A 16,558-nucleotide genomic window follows, 5' to 3' on the forward strand; every position below is an offset into this window, starting at 1 on the left:
TTGGCTATCGAACAATTGCCGGACGGCGTCCAGCTCGGCGTGTCGCCGCTATCCTGGACAAATGAAGTCCTGGATGACCTGGGAGGAGAGACACCTCTTGAGACCTGCCTCTCGCATGCACGTGCCAATGGCTATGAAGGTGTCGAACTGGGACGAAAGTTTCCGCGCGACCCTTGCCTTCTACGGAACACACTGGCCTCTCATAAACTTGAGTTGGTGACCGGCTGGTATTCCGGATTTCTTGCCGAACGTGATGTCTCCGCCGAAATGGTGGCCGTCGAACCGCATGCAAAACTGCTGCGAGACGTTGGTGCAAAGATCATAGTCTATGGCCCGGTGGGCAAAATGGCGCCCGGCGCTCCGCTCGACCTTCCCATGAATGAAAGACTGGTTCTGGACGGCGGCGCTGTCGACAGCTATGGCGCGCGGCTTGCCGAATTCACCCAGCGGCTAGAAGGCGAGTATGGATTGACGTTGGCCTACCATCATCACCTTATGATGGTGGCAGAAACCTTTGACGAGATCAGTAGCATCATCGACAGAGCGCGTTGCGGATTGCTCCTTGACACCGGGCACGCTCACGCGGCCGGTTTCGAATATACCAGGCTAATCGAGCGTTTCGGCGATCTGATCCGGCATATTCACCTCAAGGATGTCCGATCCGAGCGCATGGAGCAGGTTCGGGACCAGAACCTGTCGTTCAACACGGCGGTGCGAATGGGCATGTTCACCGTCCCCGGCGATGGCGATATCGACTTTGCCCCCTTGGCCACATACGTAAAAACCTCCGGATACCAAGGCTGGATGGTCGTCGAGGCCGAACAGGACCCGAGCCTGGCAGAGGCTGAGCCGGAAGCTGCAACCAGGCGCGCATTCGACCACGTCACAACCCTTTTCGGAAAATCAGCATGACAAAAACTCTCAATATCGGCCTCATCGGCTCGGGCTTCATGGGCCAGGCTCATGCCGACGCATTCCACCGTGCGGCCATTCTTTACCCGGACCTTCCAGCCAAGCCACATCTCTATATGCTCGCCGATGCCAGCGACGACCTTGCCGCCAGCGCAGCGAGCCGGTTAGGCTTTGAAAAATCGACTGGTGATTGGCGCCAGCTTATTGCCGATCCGACTGTCGATGTCGTCGACATCACGTCTCCCAACGCCCTGCACCACGACATGGCCCTGGCTGCCATAGCGGCAGGAAAACACGTTTATTGCGAAAAGCCCCTGTCGGTGACGCTGGTCGAGGCAGAAACAATGGCCGCGTCCGCCCAAGCCGGCGGCGTTAAGACCATGGTCGCCTTCAACAACATAAAAACGCCCGCGGCCATGCTCGCAAAGCAGATCATAGACCGGGGCGAGATCGGCACACCCATGCGGTTCCGGGGCTGGTTCGATCAGGGGTTTTTCAACGATCCGGACTTGCCCTTTTCCTGGCGTTGCACACGCAAACAAGCCGGCTCCGGCGCTCTGGGCGATCTAGGGAGCCACGTTATTTCTGTCGCCCAATATCTAATGGGCGACATAGAGAGCGTGGTAGCTCAGGCGCAGACATTCTTCCCCACCCGCCCAATACCAGAGGGTGGAACAGGCTATGGCGCCAAGGCCGGTGAACAGTCCCCGCGAGCCGAGGTCGAGAACGAAGACCAGATTCAGGCGCTTGTGAAGTTCCGCAGCGGCGCCGGCGGCACTATCGAAGCCTCCCGCGTTGCCGCCGGAAAAGTCTTCGGAATCTATTGGGAAGTGTCGGGAACCGAAGGCACTATCCTGATGGACGGGGAGCGCTTCAATGAACTCAAGATTTCTCGCTTCACTGACCCAAAGCCCGACCGGGGCTTCAAAACCATTTTGGCGGGATCGCAGGTACCGCAATTTTCAGGCTTTTTCGGCTTTGATTTCGCCGGCGGCGGTCTTGGATACTTCGACGTCAAGGTCATCGAGGTCCGGGATCTCATCCACGGGATCATGTCGGAGACGGACTGCTATCCCAATTTTGAATTCGGCCTCGTCAACGAGCGGATTATCGACGCCATGGAGACGTCACTGACCACGGGCTCCTGGCAAAACGTGAGGAAGGGCTGAACAGATATGGGTTTCCCTTGCGCTCTCCCGCGCCCCCGGACCGCCCCACCAGTGCCGAGCCTTCGCTGGGGCATAATGGGCACGGGGTGGATCGCCGACAAATTTACGCGCTCGGTCACTACCCACACCGGCCAGGTCATTTCCGCCATTGGTTCGCGCGACCCCGAGAAAGCAAAGAGCTTCAGCGCGACGCATGGCATTACCAAGGCCTATGGCAGCTATGATGCGCTCGTATCCGACCCGGAGATCGACGTCATCTATGTCGCCACACCGCACAATGCACACCATCAACACGTCTTGCTGGCTCTCAATGCGGGCAAGCATGTTCTGGTCGAAAAGCCCATCGCGATCGACCGTGTCCAAGCCGTGGAGATGGTGGAGCTCTCGCGCCGAAAAGGACTGTTCTTTGCGGAGGCGCTTTGGACATATTATCTGCCAAAGTTCGACGTAATCGCCCAATTGCTGGAAAGTGACGTCCTTGGCGAGATCCGATCTGTCTATACGGAATATGGCGAAAATTTCTCAACGGACCACCGCATCTTTGACCCGAGCCTTGCCGGTGGACCACTGCTTGATCTGGGAACTTACCCGGTTTCCCTGCTGACCAAGCTCATGGGCGACTTTGTCCGGGTGACCGGCTCTGGACAATGGGACCGCTCGGGGGTGATGGGGCAACTCGCGGTCGTGCTAGCAAACGGGGAGGGCAATATCGGCACGATGGCAACAGGGCTTTACGGATTTACCCCTACCAACGCCATCATCACCGGAAGCAGGGCGAGTATCTGGTTCGATGACGAGTTCCATCTGCCCGGCGGCTTCACCCTTCGAAGTCGTGACGGGTCGCAGGTCCTGCATCATGAAGAAGAGCGCGCAACCCATTTGGATGGGCTCTTCCACGAAGCGGTAGAGGTCGCCCGCTGCATTGGGCTGGGGCTCACGGAAACACCTTGCCGAAACCATGAAGACGCCTTGGCGACAATGACTACCCTGGACCGAATCCGCGACGCTCTCGATCTGCGATGGCGGCAATAGCATCAGGAAATAAGTATTGAATACGTCAAAACACGCTACCGACCGAGCGCCGCGATTCAGCACGCATCTTGTACCGGATCAATTATTCAGCCCAACCCGAGGTTAACCACATGATTCCCACAGAGACCTTACTTGGATTCATGGGTGCGGCAACACTACTCGCATGGGTTCCGGGACCGGACAATCTATTTGTCTTGACCCAGTCCGCTCTTTCTGGCCGAAAGGTGGGTCTCAGCGTGACCATTGGACTCTGCATTGGATTGATCGTGCACACCATCGCCGTATCATTGGGCGTGGCAGCGATTTTTCAGACTTCGCAAGCGGCCTTCGATCTCCTTAAGTATATTGGCGCAGCTTACCTGATGTACCTCGCCTATCGAGCAATTATGGAGAAACCAACAAGAATAAGCGGAACAGAAGATGGACAAAAACCGCTGCGGCATATGATTGTACGTGGAATTCTAATGAACCTGACCAATCCAAAGGTCGCGATATTTTTCTTAGCCTTCCTACCACAATTCACCTCTCCTGAGCGTGGAAACATTACCATTCAGATGCTTCTTCTCGGGCTGACTTTCGTAATATGCGCATTTGCATCCTTCGGTCTTATTACCATTCTCGCTGGCACTCTAAGTCACTGGGTTAGGACTTCAACACGGGTTCAACTCTGGCTCAATCGTACTGCTGCACTTGTCTTTGCAACACTGGCTCTCAGACTTGCTTTTTCAAATCAGTGAAGACCAGTCGCGAGGGGCTATGCGACACGGAGCTGAGGCGCTCTCAGTGCAGAAGGCCGGAAAACTCTGCCCACCGGCGATCCAAAGATTGGTCCCAGTGCATCAACTCAAGGTCTCTCCGTAAAACCGGAGGGGACTGGGGGCTCAGGTCACCAAGACGCCACCATAGCGAAGCCATACGGTTGGGTTTTCTTTTGCGTTTCCAAAGACTCTCTGACCAAACCAGACGACATCTCGAATAGATTGGCGGGAAATGCGCCTTTCGTTGTCGATAGGGACAGCGGCGAGATAACCCTCCTAGGTACCGCACTTCCGACAACTGAGTATCTGCAACGTTTTGAGGCAAACTTGCCTGCGGCGCGCATGTACAGGAAGCCAGAACAACCCGTTTGGACCTGACTGCTTGCGGCAAGAGTGGAGGCGTGAAAGCGACCAGCCAAAGTCCAATTCGGCAGGCTTTGCGCCATAACCTGACAGTCCGTAACCCACCCCGATTGGGACGTGGCCGTCACCAGAGCAGGCCGGCGGCTTTTGAGAAATCGTATTGGTGCTCGGAACGGCGGGAATGGGGCGCTTTCTCGGCGCCTATCGGCGCAAGCTTGCGTGTCACACCGCTCACCGCTATTCTATCTCTGCACACATCAGGGTCGGGTATATGCCCCGTCCGTTGCCCGTCTATAGCGGCCGAGTGCAGGGGCGCCTTTGCAGGTCGCGGCAACTTTCTGGATCGTCTTCGATCTCGGAAGTGCCATGCCAAAGCTCAACAAACTGCGTGATCAAGCCAGCAACAACCAAGGCGGAAAATGCTGGTACTGTGGCTGCGCCATGTTGCCAGCCTCGGACAAAAGTCCAGCCAGATGCACCGCGGAACACCTTCGTGCGCGATGCGATGGCGGCAAAGATGTTCTCGAAAACGTCGTGGCTGCTTGTTGGCTCTGCAACAACCGGCGTCACCGGCGAAAAGTGCCCCAGGCTCCGGAAGACTACAAAAAGCTCGTTCGTAAGCGACTGTCCAAGGGGCGTTGGGTCGTTTCCGCGTCGGCAACAATGCCATGAATTCTGCAGGATCTGATGTCCGCTTCTGGCAGGCCGCGCTTGGAGCCGTAATGACCGAAAAGGGGCGCTCACTCGACCGACTGCAAAGGCTCTAGGGCATTGCTGCACTGTGGCGGTGCTAGACGGGGTGAGACGAAACAACCGTAGAGGCACCTGCCCTGACGAATATCAGTCCTGTGCTTGAAGCGAGCGTATTTTGGGCGCATATTGACGGATAGTGATCAAACTGAGATCGGAGCGTGTTTCATGCAGCCGCAAGGGTTAGACTTAGGCGCTACCCGTTATGGGGAAGATGGATCGCGATTTCTATCGCCCCAGCGTCTGTCGGAACAGCTTGGCGTGACGCAAGCTGAGCTCGCAAGGCTCGCAGGTGTGTCGCGCAATACCCTCACCGCAAAGTCAGCCACGCGAAAGGTGGATGCGGCGCTTAGTCCGATTGTGCGCATTTTGACGCTTGCAGCGGAAATGGCGGGCGACGAGAGCCGGGCCGCCATCTGGTTCAAGCATCAGCCCATTCCAGGCTGGGCCGGCAAGACCGCACACGATCTTGTAGGAGAGCGCAAAGCGGACCAGGTCCTGGCTTATCTCGAGGCTGTTCGAGCCGGTGTTTATGCCTGATGCACAGTCCGCCGGTCCGCTGATCCTTTGGCGCGCATATGTCCCCAAATGGTCCTATCTGCCCCTGTCAGGAGATGGGGCGGCCCGTTTCGGCGGGCGGTGGAATCCCGTAGGGGTGCCGACTATTTACGCGGCGCGAGAACTTTCGACCGCGTGGGCCGAATACAATCAGGGCTTCGTTCAGCACCCGGCGTTGATTGTCCAACTCGAACTCGCCGGCGCAAGGCTTGCCGATCTCACAAATGCAGCAGTCCTGGAAGAGCATGGCTTTGACCGGGCCATTCACCGATCTGAATGGCGGTCGGACCTCGACAAGGGCAACGTTCCAGCACCACATCGTGCCTATCGCAAATTGTTTGGCGCCGGTTTCGATGGCGTATTCTATCCATCGTTCATGTCGCCTGGCGGGAGCTGCGTCGCCCTTTGGCGATGGAATGGCCCAGATGCTCCCGCTCTTCGCATCATCGATCCGGATGGTCGACTTCCGACATCGCCGGCATCCTGGCGAAAATCCTAACCGCCTCAAGTGCCGGGAACGACTCTTGTGCTTGCCTTGAAAACCTGTCGGCCAGCTCCCGACCCCTTTTCAGCCGTTGCCCGCTTGCCGGAGCAGGCCTAAAAGCAGTCATTAAGACTCATCTTGAGCGTCGTTGGTATAATCCGGCGATCACTAAGATAAACAGTGGCGTGTGGTCTCTCGCGGGGTTGGAGATGTCCGTTTTTAAGTACGTCATCTCCTTGCTCGCATTGATGGCTATCGCGACCTTGGCAATGGGTAATCTAGTGGCCAGTTGCAGCCTGCTCTTGTTGCCCTACGGAGAGGCGACCGTCGCCGCGACGGCCACCATCTCAATCGATAACCAGGAATACACGGGCAGTTCGATTTGGCGCGTCAGATCGCAAACTAACAATGGGTGGCCATACTCTGGCATCAACTATCACCATTGGGTTCTGGGCGACGCAATAGAGTTCAAGATTGGCAGTGGGGCGTATGTATTTCTTCGTCCTCAAACCGACAGCGCCATCAGCTGTGCATGGCGAGAACATCGTGAGGTTGAGTATCTAGCAGAGGCCCTTTCTCTTTTCACAGGACCATGCGCTGCCGAACCGCAAGGCTCCCTGACATTCGTGACTTTCAACCCGAATGGCACACCCAACTTTATCAATTTGGCTGTTGACCCAGACGGCAAACTCCATGCCGAAGGCGCAGCAGAGACATCGCCGGACATTCAGGCTATCGCCGATAGAGGCTTTGCGCTGCTTTCTCTCACGCTTACTGCGACCTCCAAGCCGCTACCTGATGGCATGGTTGAGCGATTTCCCTGGATTCTGGACTTGCCACGCACCGACGTAGACTTGCAGGGGAGGGTTAGGGAGGGGTACAGCCGCCGGCAGCGGGGGGAGACTTATATGCAGTACTTCACCACAGACCTGCCTCCGTAAGTAGGGCGATGTGTATGCCTGATCGCGTTTGGCGGCCAAATCGCCGTCCGATTTAACCCGAAGGCTGCCTAGCCAAACCGACCCCATAACCGCCATTAACAGCGGCAATTTCGTTTCCTGAAAGGTGCCAACATCACTTGCAGTGCGCTAGTATATCGTCGACTACATCAGCGATGGGTACTTTGGTGTCGATGCTGATTGCATTCTCAGGAATGCCTTCCCGCTCCGCCAGTTGCCGCAGGATCAGCGCCCGTTCTGCGGGTGCGGACCCCCATTCGTTTGGCCGGGCATCGAGACGTTGGTTTAGTGTCTGCGCATCAACCTCGAGAACGAAAACAGCATCGAACAAATCAATAAACTGATGAAAGTTGCGCGAGCCGCCGCAGAAGAAACTGGCTGGCTGGCTCTGGTCTGCAATCAGCGCCTCAACTTGGGCAACATCCCATATGTGGTGCCGGGAAATGAACTCCGGATTACCGCGATGCTGAACGATCAAGAGTGGATCAAGACGTGCTCCTGTCTCTGGATCACCCTGATAGGCCAGCACGCGATCCCCGTGAACAGCATGATAACCTCGCCGTTCTAATTCGGTAGCTACTGAGGTCTTACCCGAGCCTGAGCTGCCCTCGATGAGATAGTTCTTGACGGCCATTTTGCGCTCTAGATCGTTGTAGTGAGTAGCTAAGGTTCGATTGCCGCATTGCTTTGACAGCGGCGGTATTCGACAATCAAAGTCGTGAAAACCCGCCAGTCCGCAACCCACCCCTAAACAGACAAAGCAGTTGGCCGCTCTGACAAGCCGGTCGCTGCCGGCCAATCCAATCGGTTAGCAACCCAAATCATCACCTTACGCACACTGAGGGACACATTGGCTGACAGCCATCCTTTGTAAGCTCGCATTACGTCCGCGCATCCCGGTACGCATTTCTCTCTCTTGAGCGCTCTTCAGCCCAGCGATTTCACAAATTCACGCGCCATAGCAAGCGACTAACTTGACACGACCAATGGAAAAAAACGCGCGGCAATTTGGAAACGTATAGCGTTGCCGGTCTGCCACAGCGCTGTTTCACGAAGTCGCGAGCAATTGCTCCCGTTAAGGTTTGCGGAGTATTAAGATTTTCGGATGGGCTTGAGCCTGCGCGGATTCGCGCGAGCGCGAGCGCGAGTTCTGCGTTGTCGGGAGCAAAAATGAACAAGGTTCTGGTCAGCCTAGTCGCTCTGGTCGCCGCCACTGTGACGGTGCCGCCGACCCTGGCGCAACAATTGGCCAGCGTTGAAACCAGCCGCGTGGTCATTGCTCCCCCGCAAACCGCTTTGGCGCGGACCATCAAGGAAGGCTTGTCGGCCGCCTATTATGGTGCCCGCCCCGATACTCGTGCCCACGAGGAAGCCCAGCGCCTCTATTTCCTATATGGCGAGCGGCACTTCGAGCCGATCTGGCTGTCCGAAACGGACAATGGCAAGATTACCTTCTCGCCGGCCGCCAGCAAGATCATCACGCTGTTCAAGAATGCCGCCGCCGAGGGCCTCGACCCGTCAGACTACCTGACACCGGCTATCGACGCAGCGCGCCTTTCGGGTGACGGCATCGAACTGGCCACATTGGAAACGGCCTTCTCGGCGGCCACCATGCGTTATGCCGATCATCTGCACAATGGACGTATCGACCCTCAATCGATCAGCGTTCTGCTCGACATCAAGCGCAAGCCGATCAATGAGGCCGTGCTGCTTGAAAGGCTGGCCAAGAGCAGTGATCCCGCCGCGATATTGATGGAGCTCGAACCGCAGCATCGGGAATTCCAGGCACTCAAGGCAGCCCTTGCCGGCTTCGAACAGACCAACGCCGCCCGCCCAACCCCGATCGGCGACGGTCCGGTCCTGCGTCCGGGCAACTCCGATGCGCGCCTGCCCGCCATTCGCGACCGGCTGAAACTGGCGGCCTCCACCTCCACGCTCTATGATGAACTCACGGTTGATGCCGTCCGCGCCTTCCAGGAAGGCCAGGGGCTCGAAGTAGACGGCATCATCGGCCCGGCGACCGTGGCCGCGCTCAATGGCGGTGCAGCGACCCGGCGCGAGGACATCATCGCCAATATGGAACGCTGGCGCTGGATGCCGTCCGAGTTGGGCGATTTCACTGTCTTCGTGAACATCCCCGAATTCCGCCTCTCCATCCTGCGCAATGGTCAGGAAGAATATACAACCCGCGTCGTGGTCGGGACCACCAAGAACCAGACCCCCATCTTCTCCGATAGCATCCGCCACGTGGTGGTGAACCCCTATTGGAACGTGCCCTCCTCCATCATTCGCGGCGAAATCGCCCCGGCGGTGTTGCGCAATCCTGGCTATACCGACAGCCACAACATGGATCTGCTCTATAATGGCAGCCCGGTCAGCCCTTGGCAGGTCGATTGGAGCCAGGTGTCGGCGTCGAATTTCCCCTTCCGCGTGCGCCAGCGGCCCGGCGCCGGCAATGCCCTGGGGCAGATCAAATTCCTGTTCCCCAACAAGCACGACGTCTATCTGCACGACACTCCATCCAAGTCGCTGTTCGCCCGCTCCTACCGCGCCTTCAGCCATGGCTGCGTCCGCGTACAGAACCCGATGGAATTTGCCGATGCGCTGATGGCCAATGAGCCCAATATCTCGCGCGCTTCGCTGGAATCCATGTTCGGTCCATCCGAGCGCTGGGTGAACCCGCAAACGCAGATCCCCGTGCACCTGGCCTATTTCACGCTCCGCGTCGGCGAAGATGGCACCATCCGCGCGTTCGGCGACGTCTATGGCCACCATGAAAAGCTGATTGCCGCCATGGGCCTGGATGTGGAGACGCCACCAGCAATCATTGCCGAAGCCGAGCCGGTGCCCGAAGAACTCTCCCCCTGACCCTTTGTCACCGGTTGCGCCGGTGGCCGTTAACGTCTGGGTTACAATTTCGCCTTGGTTGTGCCTGCTTTTCCCCGTAATAACGGGGATGTGAGGGGATCCACGGTCAGTTCACATCTGGTTAGCGTTAATCAATTCGTGCGATTTGGGCGCTAACGTCCACCATATCTGACGAGTAGCCGGGCAGAGTTTGGCGTGACGGTTTTGGGGTTGATCAATTGGCGACATACCGCGCGGGTTCTTGCCGCCGCGGTATTGTGTTTTTCGGCACTGGTTCCGGTGATGCCGGTCCAGGCCGCCACAGAACGCGCGCTTTACCTCTATTATACCCACACCAAGGAAACCGCCCGCATCGTCTTCAAGCGCAATGGACAATATGTCCAATCGGGCCTGAACGAGCTCAATCACTTCCTGCGCGACTGGCGGCGGAACGAACCGACCAAGATGGATCCACGGCTGTTTGACCTGGTCTGGGAAGTCTACCAGGAGGTGGGTGGCAGCCAGCCAGTGCACATCGTTTCGGCTTATCGCTCGCCAGCTACCAACGCGATGCTGGCCGCCAAGTCCTCCGGTGTTGCCGACAACTCCCAGCACATGCGCGGCAACGCCATGGATTTTTTCATCCCAGGCGTTCCGCTGGCGAAGTTGCGGGCGGTTGCCATGAAAAAACAGGTCGGCGGCGTCGGCTATTATCCAACCTCTGGCAGCCCCTTTGTACACCTGGACACCGGCTCGGTGCGCGCCTGGCCGCGCATGACCCGGGCCCAGCTCAAGGAAATTTTCCCCGACGGCAAGACCATGCACCTGCCCACTGATGGCAAGCCCCTGTCGCAGCAGGGCTACCAGGTCGCTCTGGCCGAATGGAAACGCTGCCATGCCTATCCCTGTAACGGCTCGGGTTCGGGCACGCAGGTCGCCAGCTCTTCAGGCGGCGGCGGCCGCACCCTGATGGATGTGCTGTTCGGCGGCAACGACAATACGCCGGCGCCGGCCGCGCAGGTGCAGACGGCATCGCTCTCGCCACAGCGCTCGTCGCCGGTCGCTCCGGTCATGCCGGTTCTGCGGCCTGCCGATTTGGGTGGCGGCACGACAGACATCGCCTCTGTCTCCGATCCGGCCTTACCCTTCCCGACGGATGGCAGCGCCCCGCTGACACCAGAGGAGATGGGACAGACGACGCAAATTGCCGTTGCCTTGCCGGTGAGCATGCCACCCGATCTGCGGGAAAATGCGGCGGTCACGGCCCTGGCCGCACTCACCGCTCCGACCATGCCGACGCCGCGCGTGATCATGACCGATCCGCCCAGCGACATCCTGTCCGCCTATGCCGCGGCAACCCCGGCCGCCGAACCGGGAGCCCAACGGGCCCTGGAAATGATCATCCAGGATGCGACCACAGCCACCACCGGCAATGGCAATCCGCCCGCACCGGGCACGCGCCTGCCTATATTGCCGCCCCTGCGGCCAGCGGCAAGCATCCAGACCGCTTCGCTAGGCGGCGACATCACCGGGCTGTTCAGCGGCACCTTCGGCGCTACCGACGCTAATGCGCCCACGCCTCTGGCTGAAGCGCTGGCCCAGCACGTCGCGACGCGCCCCGACCCGAATGCCATGCGCCGGCCCGCCTTGGTCGCCCCCGACCTCGAACATGTCGCTGATATCTTTACCGATCCTGCCGCGATGACCTCGGACCGGTATGCCGTCATCTTCGATCGCGACGAAGCCGATTTCGATCCTACCCCCGAGATGGGGCGGCATGTGCTGGTCAAGGGCGTGGGCGATGAAGGTCCGGCGCCAGTCCACACCCACTTCACCCGCACAGCACCCCTCGTCCTCGCCAGCAACTGACGCCGGCCCACAAGCGTTCTGCCCAGCAAAAGCCTGAATGGTCCCCAACAACAGGGGACCGTTCGCCGCATAAGGGCCAGTGGCATTGCCAAGCCCCGGCCCGACGCCTAAACAGGGACAAACCAGAGATTTGACGGGGATACGCTTGGCCACCAAGCCCGAAACGCCGCTGCTTGATACCGTCCACACGCCAGCCGATCTGCGCGCCATGCCGCGCGAGAATCTGCGGCAACTGGCTGACGAGCTGCGCGCCGAAATGATCGACGCCGTTTCGGTCACGGGCGGCCATCTGGGCGCAGGCCTGGGCGTCGTCGAACTGACCGTGGCCCTGCATGCCGTATTCGACACCCCACATGACCGCATCATTTGGGATGTCGGTCACCAGGCCTATCCGCACAAGATCCTGACCGGCCGCCGCGACCGCATGCGCACCCTGCGCCAGAAGGATGGCCTGAGCGGCTTCACCCGCCGCGCCGAAAGCGAATATGATCCCTTCGGGGCTGGCCATTCCTCCACCTCGATTTCGGCCGGGCTCGGCATGGCCGAGGCCAGCAAGCACCTAGAGGCGCCGCGCAATGTCATCGCCGTGATCGGCGATGGCGCCATGTCGGCAGGCATGGCCTACGAAGCCATGAACAATGCTGGTGCCATGGATGCGCGCCTCATCGTCATTCTCAACGACAATGACATGTCCATCGCCCCGCCCACCGGGGCACTGCGCACCTATCTGGCGCGGCTGGTTTCCGGCCCGGTCTATCGGGGCACGCGCGAGGCAGCCAAGGCGGTGGTCTCCAAGCTACCGCCTTTCCTGCATGAGCCGGCCCGCCGGACCGAGGAGTTCGCCCGCTCCTTCTTCACCGGCGGCACGCTGTTCGAAGAGCTGGGCTTTTATTATGTCGGCCCGATCGATGGTCACAATCTCGATGACCTCTTGGCCATTCTCGACAACGTCAAGGATTTCGGCGAAGGCCCGATCCTGATCCATGCCGTGACCAGGAAAGGCAAGGGCTACGCCCCCGCCGAGAACTCGGCCGACAAATATCACGGCGTCTCCAAGTTCAATGTCATTACCGGCGCCCAGGCCAAAGCGCCTTCCAACGCACCTTCCTATACTTCGGTCTTTGCGTCTTCGCTGATCCAGGAAGCCGAGGCCGATCCGCGCGTTGTGGCCATTACCGCCGCCATGCCCTCCGGCACCGGGCTCGACAAATTCGCCGAACTGTTCCCAAGCCGCATCTATGATGTGGGCATCGCCGAACAGCACGCCGTCACCTTCGCGGCTGGCATGGCCACCGAAGGCATGAAGCCGTTCTGCGCCATCTATTCGACCTTCCTGCAGCGCGCCTATGACCAGGTGATCCACGACGTGGCCATACAGGGTCTGCCGGTACGTTTCGCCATCGACCGAGCCGGTTATGTTGGCGCCGATGGCCCCACCCATGCCGGCAATTACGACAACGCCTATCTCGGCGCTGTTCCCGGCATCGTGCAGATGGCCGCCGCGGACGAGGCCGAACTCCGGCACATGGTCGCCACTGCCGCCGCCTACGACAAGGGCCCGATCAGCTTCCGCTATCCGCGCGGCGACGGCATGGGCGTCGACATGCCCCAGCGCGGAGAAATCCTGCCCATCGGCAAGGGCCGCATACTACGCCAGGGTTCGACCATCGCCCTGCTCTCCTACGGCACCCGCATGGGCGAGGTTCTGGCCGCGGCCGACAAGCTGGCCGCACTAGGCCTCAACCCCACTATTGCTGATGCCCGCTTCATGAAGCCGCTCGATGAAGAGCTGATTGCCTCGCTGGCCGGGTCGCACGATGTTCTGGTGACGACCGAAGAAGGTGGGCTCGGCGGCTTTGGTAGCCATGTTGCGACCTTCCTCGCTGCCAATGGCTTGCTCGACGGCAAGCTGCGCTTCCGCCCGCTGATGATCCCCGACACGTTCGTGGAACATTCCACACAGGCCGACATGTACGCCGCCGCCGGCCTCGACCGCTCGGGCATCGTCGCGACGGCGCTCACTGCCCTCGGCTACGACCAGGCCGCCATGCAGGCGGCTTTGGCGAAGGTCTGATCAGCGCATCAACCAGCACCGTTCCCCTCGAGTTCGACCCGAGGGCAACTCAACGCTGGTGTGCTGTCGGGACCGGTGCCGGTCCAACGACCTTCGTCATCGCCGGGCTTGTCCCGGCAATCCATTCTGCCTCGATATCAAACGGACCAGCCGGGTGGTGACGATGGGTGCGGTTCCCGTGCCTATGACCAGCACTCGTCACGCATAGTTCGTCGGCAGGCCCCTGGCGGCTTTGACCGTCTCCATTGAGATATAGGCCGACATGTCGAAGAGCTCGATCCGACAGACGAGCTGCTTATAGACCACGTCATAGTGCTCCACATTGGGCAGCACGATCTTGAGGATATAGTCGAAATTGCCCGTGAGCCGGTGCACCTCGACAATCTCGGGAACGGCCGCAACGGCGGCATGGAATTTCTCCAGCCAATCGGCGGCGTGGCTGCCCGTGCGCACGATGACGAACACCGTCGTCGGCAGACCCATCTTGCTGCGGTCCAGCTCGGCGGTCGTCCGCGCGATGTATCCCTCCGCCTTGAGCCGGGCAATCCGGCGCGAACAAGCCGAGGGCGACAGGGCCACGCTTTCCGCAAGCTCTCCCACAGGCGTCTCCGCATCGGCCTGCAACAGGCTCAAAATCTTCCGATCCCGGTCATCCAACATCGCTCTTCTCCCCATCCGTGCAGATTGTTAGCGCCAAATTGAAGATTTGCGCAACCGTGACGCGCATCTTCCTCATCCAGCGATCAACTCTGCATGCCCTTTTCCACCCAGCGGCGGCACACTCGAAGCAATTGGAGGAGCTTGTGATGAAAACCATTGGCTTGATCGGCGGCATGAGCTGGGAATCCACCGCCGTCTACTACCGTCACATCAATGAGCAGATGCGACGACTGCGTGGCGGCCTCGCCTCCGCCGACATTGCCCTACGCTCGCTCGATTTCACCGAAGTGGTAGCGCTGCAGAAGGCCGGGCGCTGGGATCTGGCCGCCGCCATGCTGGGCGAGGCCGGGGCGGGTCTCGCCAAGGCCGGCGCCGACTGCATTCTCATCTGCACCAATACCATGCACCTGGTCGCCGAACCGGTCGCAGCCATGGTGGGCGTGCCGCTGATCGATATCATCACCGAAACCGCCCGGGTCTTGCGTGCCGATGGCCGCAAACGCCCGCTCCTCCTGGCGACGCGCTACACCATGGAGCATGGCTTCTATACCAACCGCATGAAGGCGCTGGGGCTCGACGTCATGGTGCCCGACGCCCAGGGCCGGCAGCGCGTGCATGACGTCATCTTCGATGAACTCTGCCAGGGCAGTGTCTGCGACATCGCCCGCATGGATTATCTTGCGCTGATCGAAAAGGCCAAGGCCGAAGGCGCCGACAGCGTCATCCTGGGTTGCACTGAGATCGGCCTACTGCTCGATCCCTCTACCCTGCCCCTGCCCGGCTATGATTCGACAATTTTGCATGCCGATGCCGCGGTGGATTTCGCGCTGGGCGGTCGAGCCGCACAGGCCGCATGAACTTGATCGGCCTTGTGCAGCCCGACCTAACGCTTTGTTGAGAATTTTGCGGCCTTGCTGGAAACGCCATAAGCGGGGCCCGCCATGACCATTTCCAGCATTTCCATCGCCGCCTCCGGCATGCACCGGGCCAGTTCCCAGCTCGAGCAGAGCGCCGGCCGCATTGCGCGCATCGGCGTCGAAGGCAATAACGTGGACATCGCCATCGAGATGGTGAACGTCATCCAAGCCAAGCATGACTTCAAGGCATCAGCCAAGGTGGCGAGTGTTGCCTCAGACATGACCAAGGCCCTGCTCGATATCCTGGTCTAGGGCCGTGGCGCTCCCGCCCGGTCAGCGCTCCGGTGGTGCCTCGACCATTCCAAGGGCCGACATGTACAGCTCAAGCAGCGCTTCCTGCTCCATGCGCTCATTGGCATCCTGTTTGCGGATGGTCACAATCTTGCGCAGGATCTTGGTATCGAAGCCGTTGCCCTTGGCCTCGGCATAGATTTCCTTGATGTCGGCGGCAATCGCCGCCTTTTCTTCTTCCATGCGCTCGATACGCTCGATGAAAGCACGCAGCTGGTCCTGCGCGACGCTGTCTTCAACGGCCATGGGGTAACCTCAATCTGCGCCTACGGGGCGATGCGCCAGACCGGAGGCAGGAAAACGAAACGGGAATTGTCCGGCCCCATGAACCTCATGCCCAAGTCCGGTTCAACCCCTTTCTGACCCAATCCACACCCTGCCGCCCTGGGGTAGAAAAGCGGCAATTGTCGCAGGAACGCCACTTTTCTGATCACGGCGACAAACATGCCCGCAATTCCGTCAAATCGAGGCATTAGCCATTGACCTCATCCCTCCCATACGATCAAAGAAGGGCACGTTTTCCGGTGATTTCCAGCGCAATGGTGAACACTATCCGCCTTGGCTCAACCCTGCTGCTTGCCGCCTTTGGTGGTCTCCTGGCCATGGGGGCGTCTACCCCCGCCCAGGCCGAGCTGCGGATCTGTAACGAGACGGCCAATCTGGTGTCGGTTGCCCTTGGCTACCGGGCCGAACGGGGCTGGATGAGCGAAGGCTGGTGGCAGGCGCCCCCGGGCGATTGCCGGACGCTCTATCAGGGCGATCTGCAGCGCCGCTTCTATTACCTTTATGCGGTGGACGACATTGGCGGGGGCGCCTGGGACGGCCAGGTTTTCATGTGCACCCGTGACGAAACCTTCACAATATTCGGGGTTGAGGATTGCCTCGCCCGGGGCTATGAGCGCACCGGGTTCTTTG

The 16,558-nt window shown here is 59.6% G+C and carries 18 protein-coding genes; 15 read left to right on the top strand and 3 right to left on the bottom strand.

The annotated features are described in order from the left end of the window. The 9 genes from iolE (at position 1) to QZ564_RS13920 (ending at position 6,967) form a co-directional block, all read left to right on the top strand. Positions 1-912: a myo-inosose-2 dehydratase gene (iolE, locus tag QZ564_RS13885; RefSeq protein WP_297111020.1), complete on the top strand. Its 912-nt coding sequence runs from the start codon at positions 1-3 to the stop codon at positions 910-912. Then, positions 909-2,081: a Gfo/Idh/MocA family oxidoreductase gene (locus QZ564_RS13890; protein WP_297111022.1), complete on the top strand. Its 1,173-nt coding sequence runs from the start codon at positions 909-911 to the stop codon at positions 2,079-2,081. The genes iolE and QZ564_RS13890 overlap by 4 nt, the downstream gene beginning before the upstream one ends. A gap of 51 nt (positions 2,082-2,132) precedes the next feature. Beyond that, positions 2,133-3,113 carry a Gfo/Idh/MocA family oxidoreductase gene (locus QZ564_RS13895; protein ID WP_297111025.1) on the top strand — a complete coding sequence of 327 codons (981 nt, stop codon included), beginning with the start codon at positions 2,133-2,135 and terminating at the stop codon, positions 3,111-3,113. A gap of 110 nt (positions 3,114-3,223) precedes the next feature. Beyond that, positions 3,224-3,850 (top strand): LysE family translocator, encoded by a 627-nt coding sequence (locus tag QZ564_RS13900; RefSeq protein WP_297111028.1) that lies wholly within the window; start codon positions 3,224-3,226, stop codon positions 3,848-3,850. 165 nt (positions 3,851-4,015) lie between these two features. Next, complete coding sequence (locus QZ564_RS13905) at positions 4,016-4,249, top strand: YrhB domain-containing protein (protein ID WP_297111056.1); 234 nt, start codon at positions 4,016-4,018, stop codon at positions 4,247-4,249. Between the two features lie 351 nt (positions 4,250-4,600). After that, entirely contained in the window at positions 4,601-4,906 is a 306-nt protein-coding gene (locus QZ564_RS19210; RefSeq protein WP_363312198.1) for an HNH endonuclease signature motif containing protein, read from the top strand. Positions 4,907-5,152: 246 nt separating this feature from the next. Beyond that, complete coding sequence (locus tag QZ564_RS13910; RefSeq protein WP_297111030.1) at positions 5,153-5,524, top strand: DUF2384 domain-containing protein; 372 nt, start codon at positions 5,153-5,155, stop codon at positions 5,522-5,524. Continuing rightward, complete coding sequence (locus QZ564_RS13915) at positions 5,517-6,041, top strand: RES domain-containing protein (protein WP_297111031.1); 525 nt, start codon at positions 5,517-5,519, stop codon at positions 6,039-6,041. The genes QZ564_RS13910 and QZ564_RS13915 overlap by 8 nt, the downstream gene beginning before the upstream one ends. A 194-nt stretch (positions 6,042-6,235) precedes the next feature. Further along, complete coding sequence (locus QZ564_RS13920) at positions 6,236-6,967, top strand: hypothetical protein (protein ID WP_297111033.1); 732 nt, start codon at positions 6,236-6,238, stop codon at positions 6,965-6,967. 133 nt (positions 6,968-7,100) lie between these two features. Here QZ564_RS13920 and QZ564_RS13925 read toward each other — a convergent pair whose 3' ends face one another. After that, entirely contained in the window at positions 7,101-7,619 is a 519-nt protein-coding gene (locus QZ564_RS13925; protein ID WP_297111035.1) for a nucleoside kinase, read from the bottom strand. A 536-nt stretch (positions 7,620-8,155) separates the two neighbouring features. On the opposite strand from QZ564_RS13925, the gene QZ564_RS13930 reads away from it, so the two are divergent. The 3 genes from QZ564_RS13930 to dxs all read left to right on the top strand — a co-directional run bounded on the left by QZ564_RS13930 (position 8,156) and on the right by dxs (position 13,775). Continuing rightward, positions 8,156-9,853, top strand: a complete 1,698-nt coding sequence (locus QZ564_RS13930) for a L,D-transpeptidase family protein (RefSeq protein WP_297111037.1) — start codon at positions 8,156-8,158, stop codon at positions 9,851-9,853. A 282-nt stretch (positions 9,854-10,135) separates the two neighbouring features. Further along, a complete protein-coding gene (locus QZ564_RS13935; RefSeq protein WP_297111039.1) occupies positions 10,136-11,701 on the top strand; it encodes a DUF882 domain-containing protein in 1,566 nt (521 codons plus the stop codon). Between the two features lie 145 nt (positions 11,702-11,846). Beyond that, a complete protein-coding gene (gene dxs, locus QZ564_RS13940; RefSeq protein WP_297111041.1) occupies positions 11,847-13,775 on the top strand; it encodes a 1-deoxy-D-xylulose-5-phosphate synthase in 1,929 nt (642 codons plus the stop codon). A gap of 198 nt (positions 13,776-13,973) precedes the next feature. Here the strand turns inward: dxs and QZ564_RS13945 are convergent, their stop codons facing one another. Further along, complete coding sequence (locus tag QZ564_RS13945; RefSeq protein WP_297111043.1) at positions 13,974-14,435, bottom strand: Lrp/AsnC family transcriptional regulator; 462 nt, start codon at positions 14,433-14,435, stop codon at positions 13,974-13,976. A 146-nt stretch (positions 14,436-14,581) separates the two neighbouring features. Here QZ564_RS13945 and QZ564_RS13950 point away from each other — a divergent pair, with 146 nt between their 5' ends. Next, on the top strand, positions 14,582-15,292 hold the full coding sequence (locus QZ564_RS13950) for an aspartate/glutamate racemase family protein (protein ID WP_297111045.1): 711 nt from the start codon (positions 14,582-14,584) through the stop codon (positions 15,290-15,292). 84 nt (positions 15,293-15,376) lie between these two features. Beyond that, positions 15,377-15,604 (top strand): flagellar basal body rod C-terminal domain-containing protein, encoded by a 228-nt coding sequence (locus tag QZ564_RS13955; RefSeq protein ID WP_297111047.1) that lies wholly within the window; start codon positions 15,377-15,379, stop codon positions 15,602-15,604. Positions 15,605-15,625: 21 nt separating this feature from the next. Here QZ564_RS13955 and QZ564_RS13960 read toward each other — a convergent pair whose 3' ends face one another. Next, the gene (locus QZ564_RS13960) at positions 15,626-15,889 is read right to left on the bottom strand and encodes a DUF2312 domain-containing protein (protein ID WP_061907597.1); all 264 of its coding nucleotides are present in this window, start codon (positions 15,887-15,889) and stop codon (positions 15,626-15,628) included. Between the two features lie 293 nt (positions 15,890-16,182). On the opposite strand from QZ564_RS13960, the gene QZ564_RS13965 reads away from it, so the two are divergent. Next, the coding region (locus QZ564_RS13965) for a DUF1036 domain-containing protein (RefSeq protein ID WP_297111052.1) at positions 16,183-16,558 on the top strand (376 nt) is incomplete at its 3' end.

The sequence above is a fragment of the uncultured Devosia sp. genome (genome assembly GCF_913055165.1).
Taxonomy (GTDB): domain Bacteria; phylum Pseudomonadota; class Alphaproteobacteria; order Rhizobiales; family Devosiaceae; genus Devosia.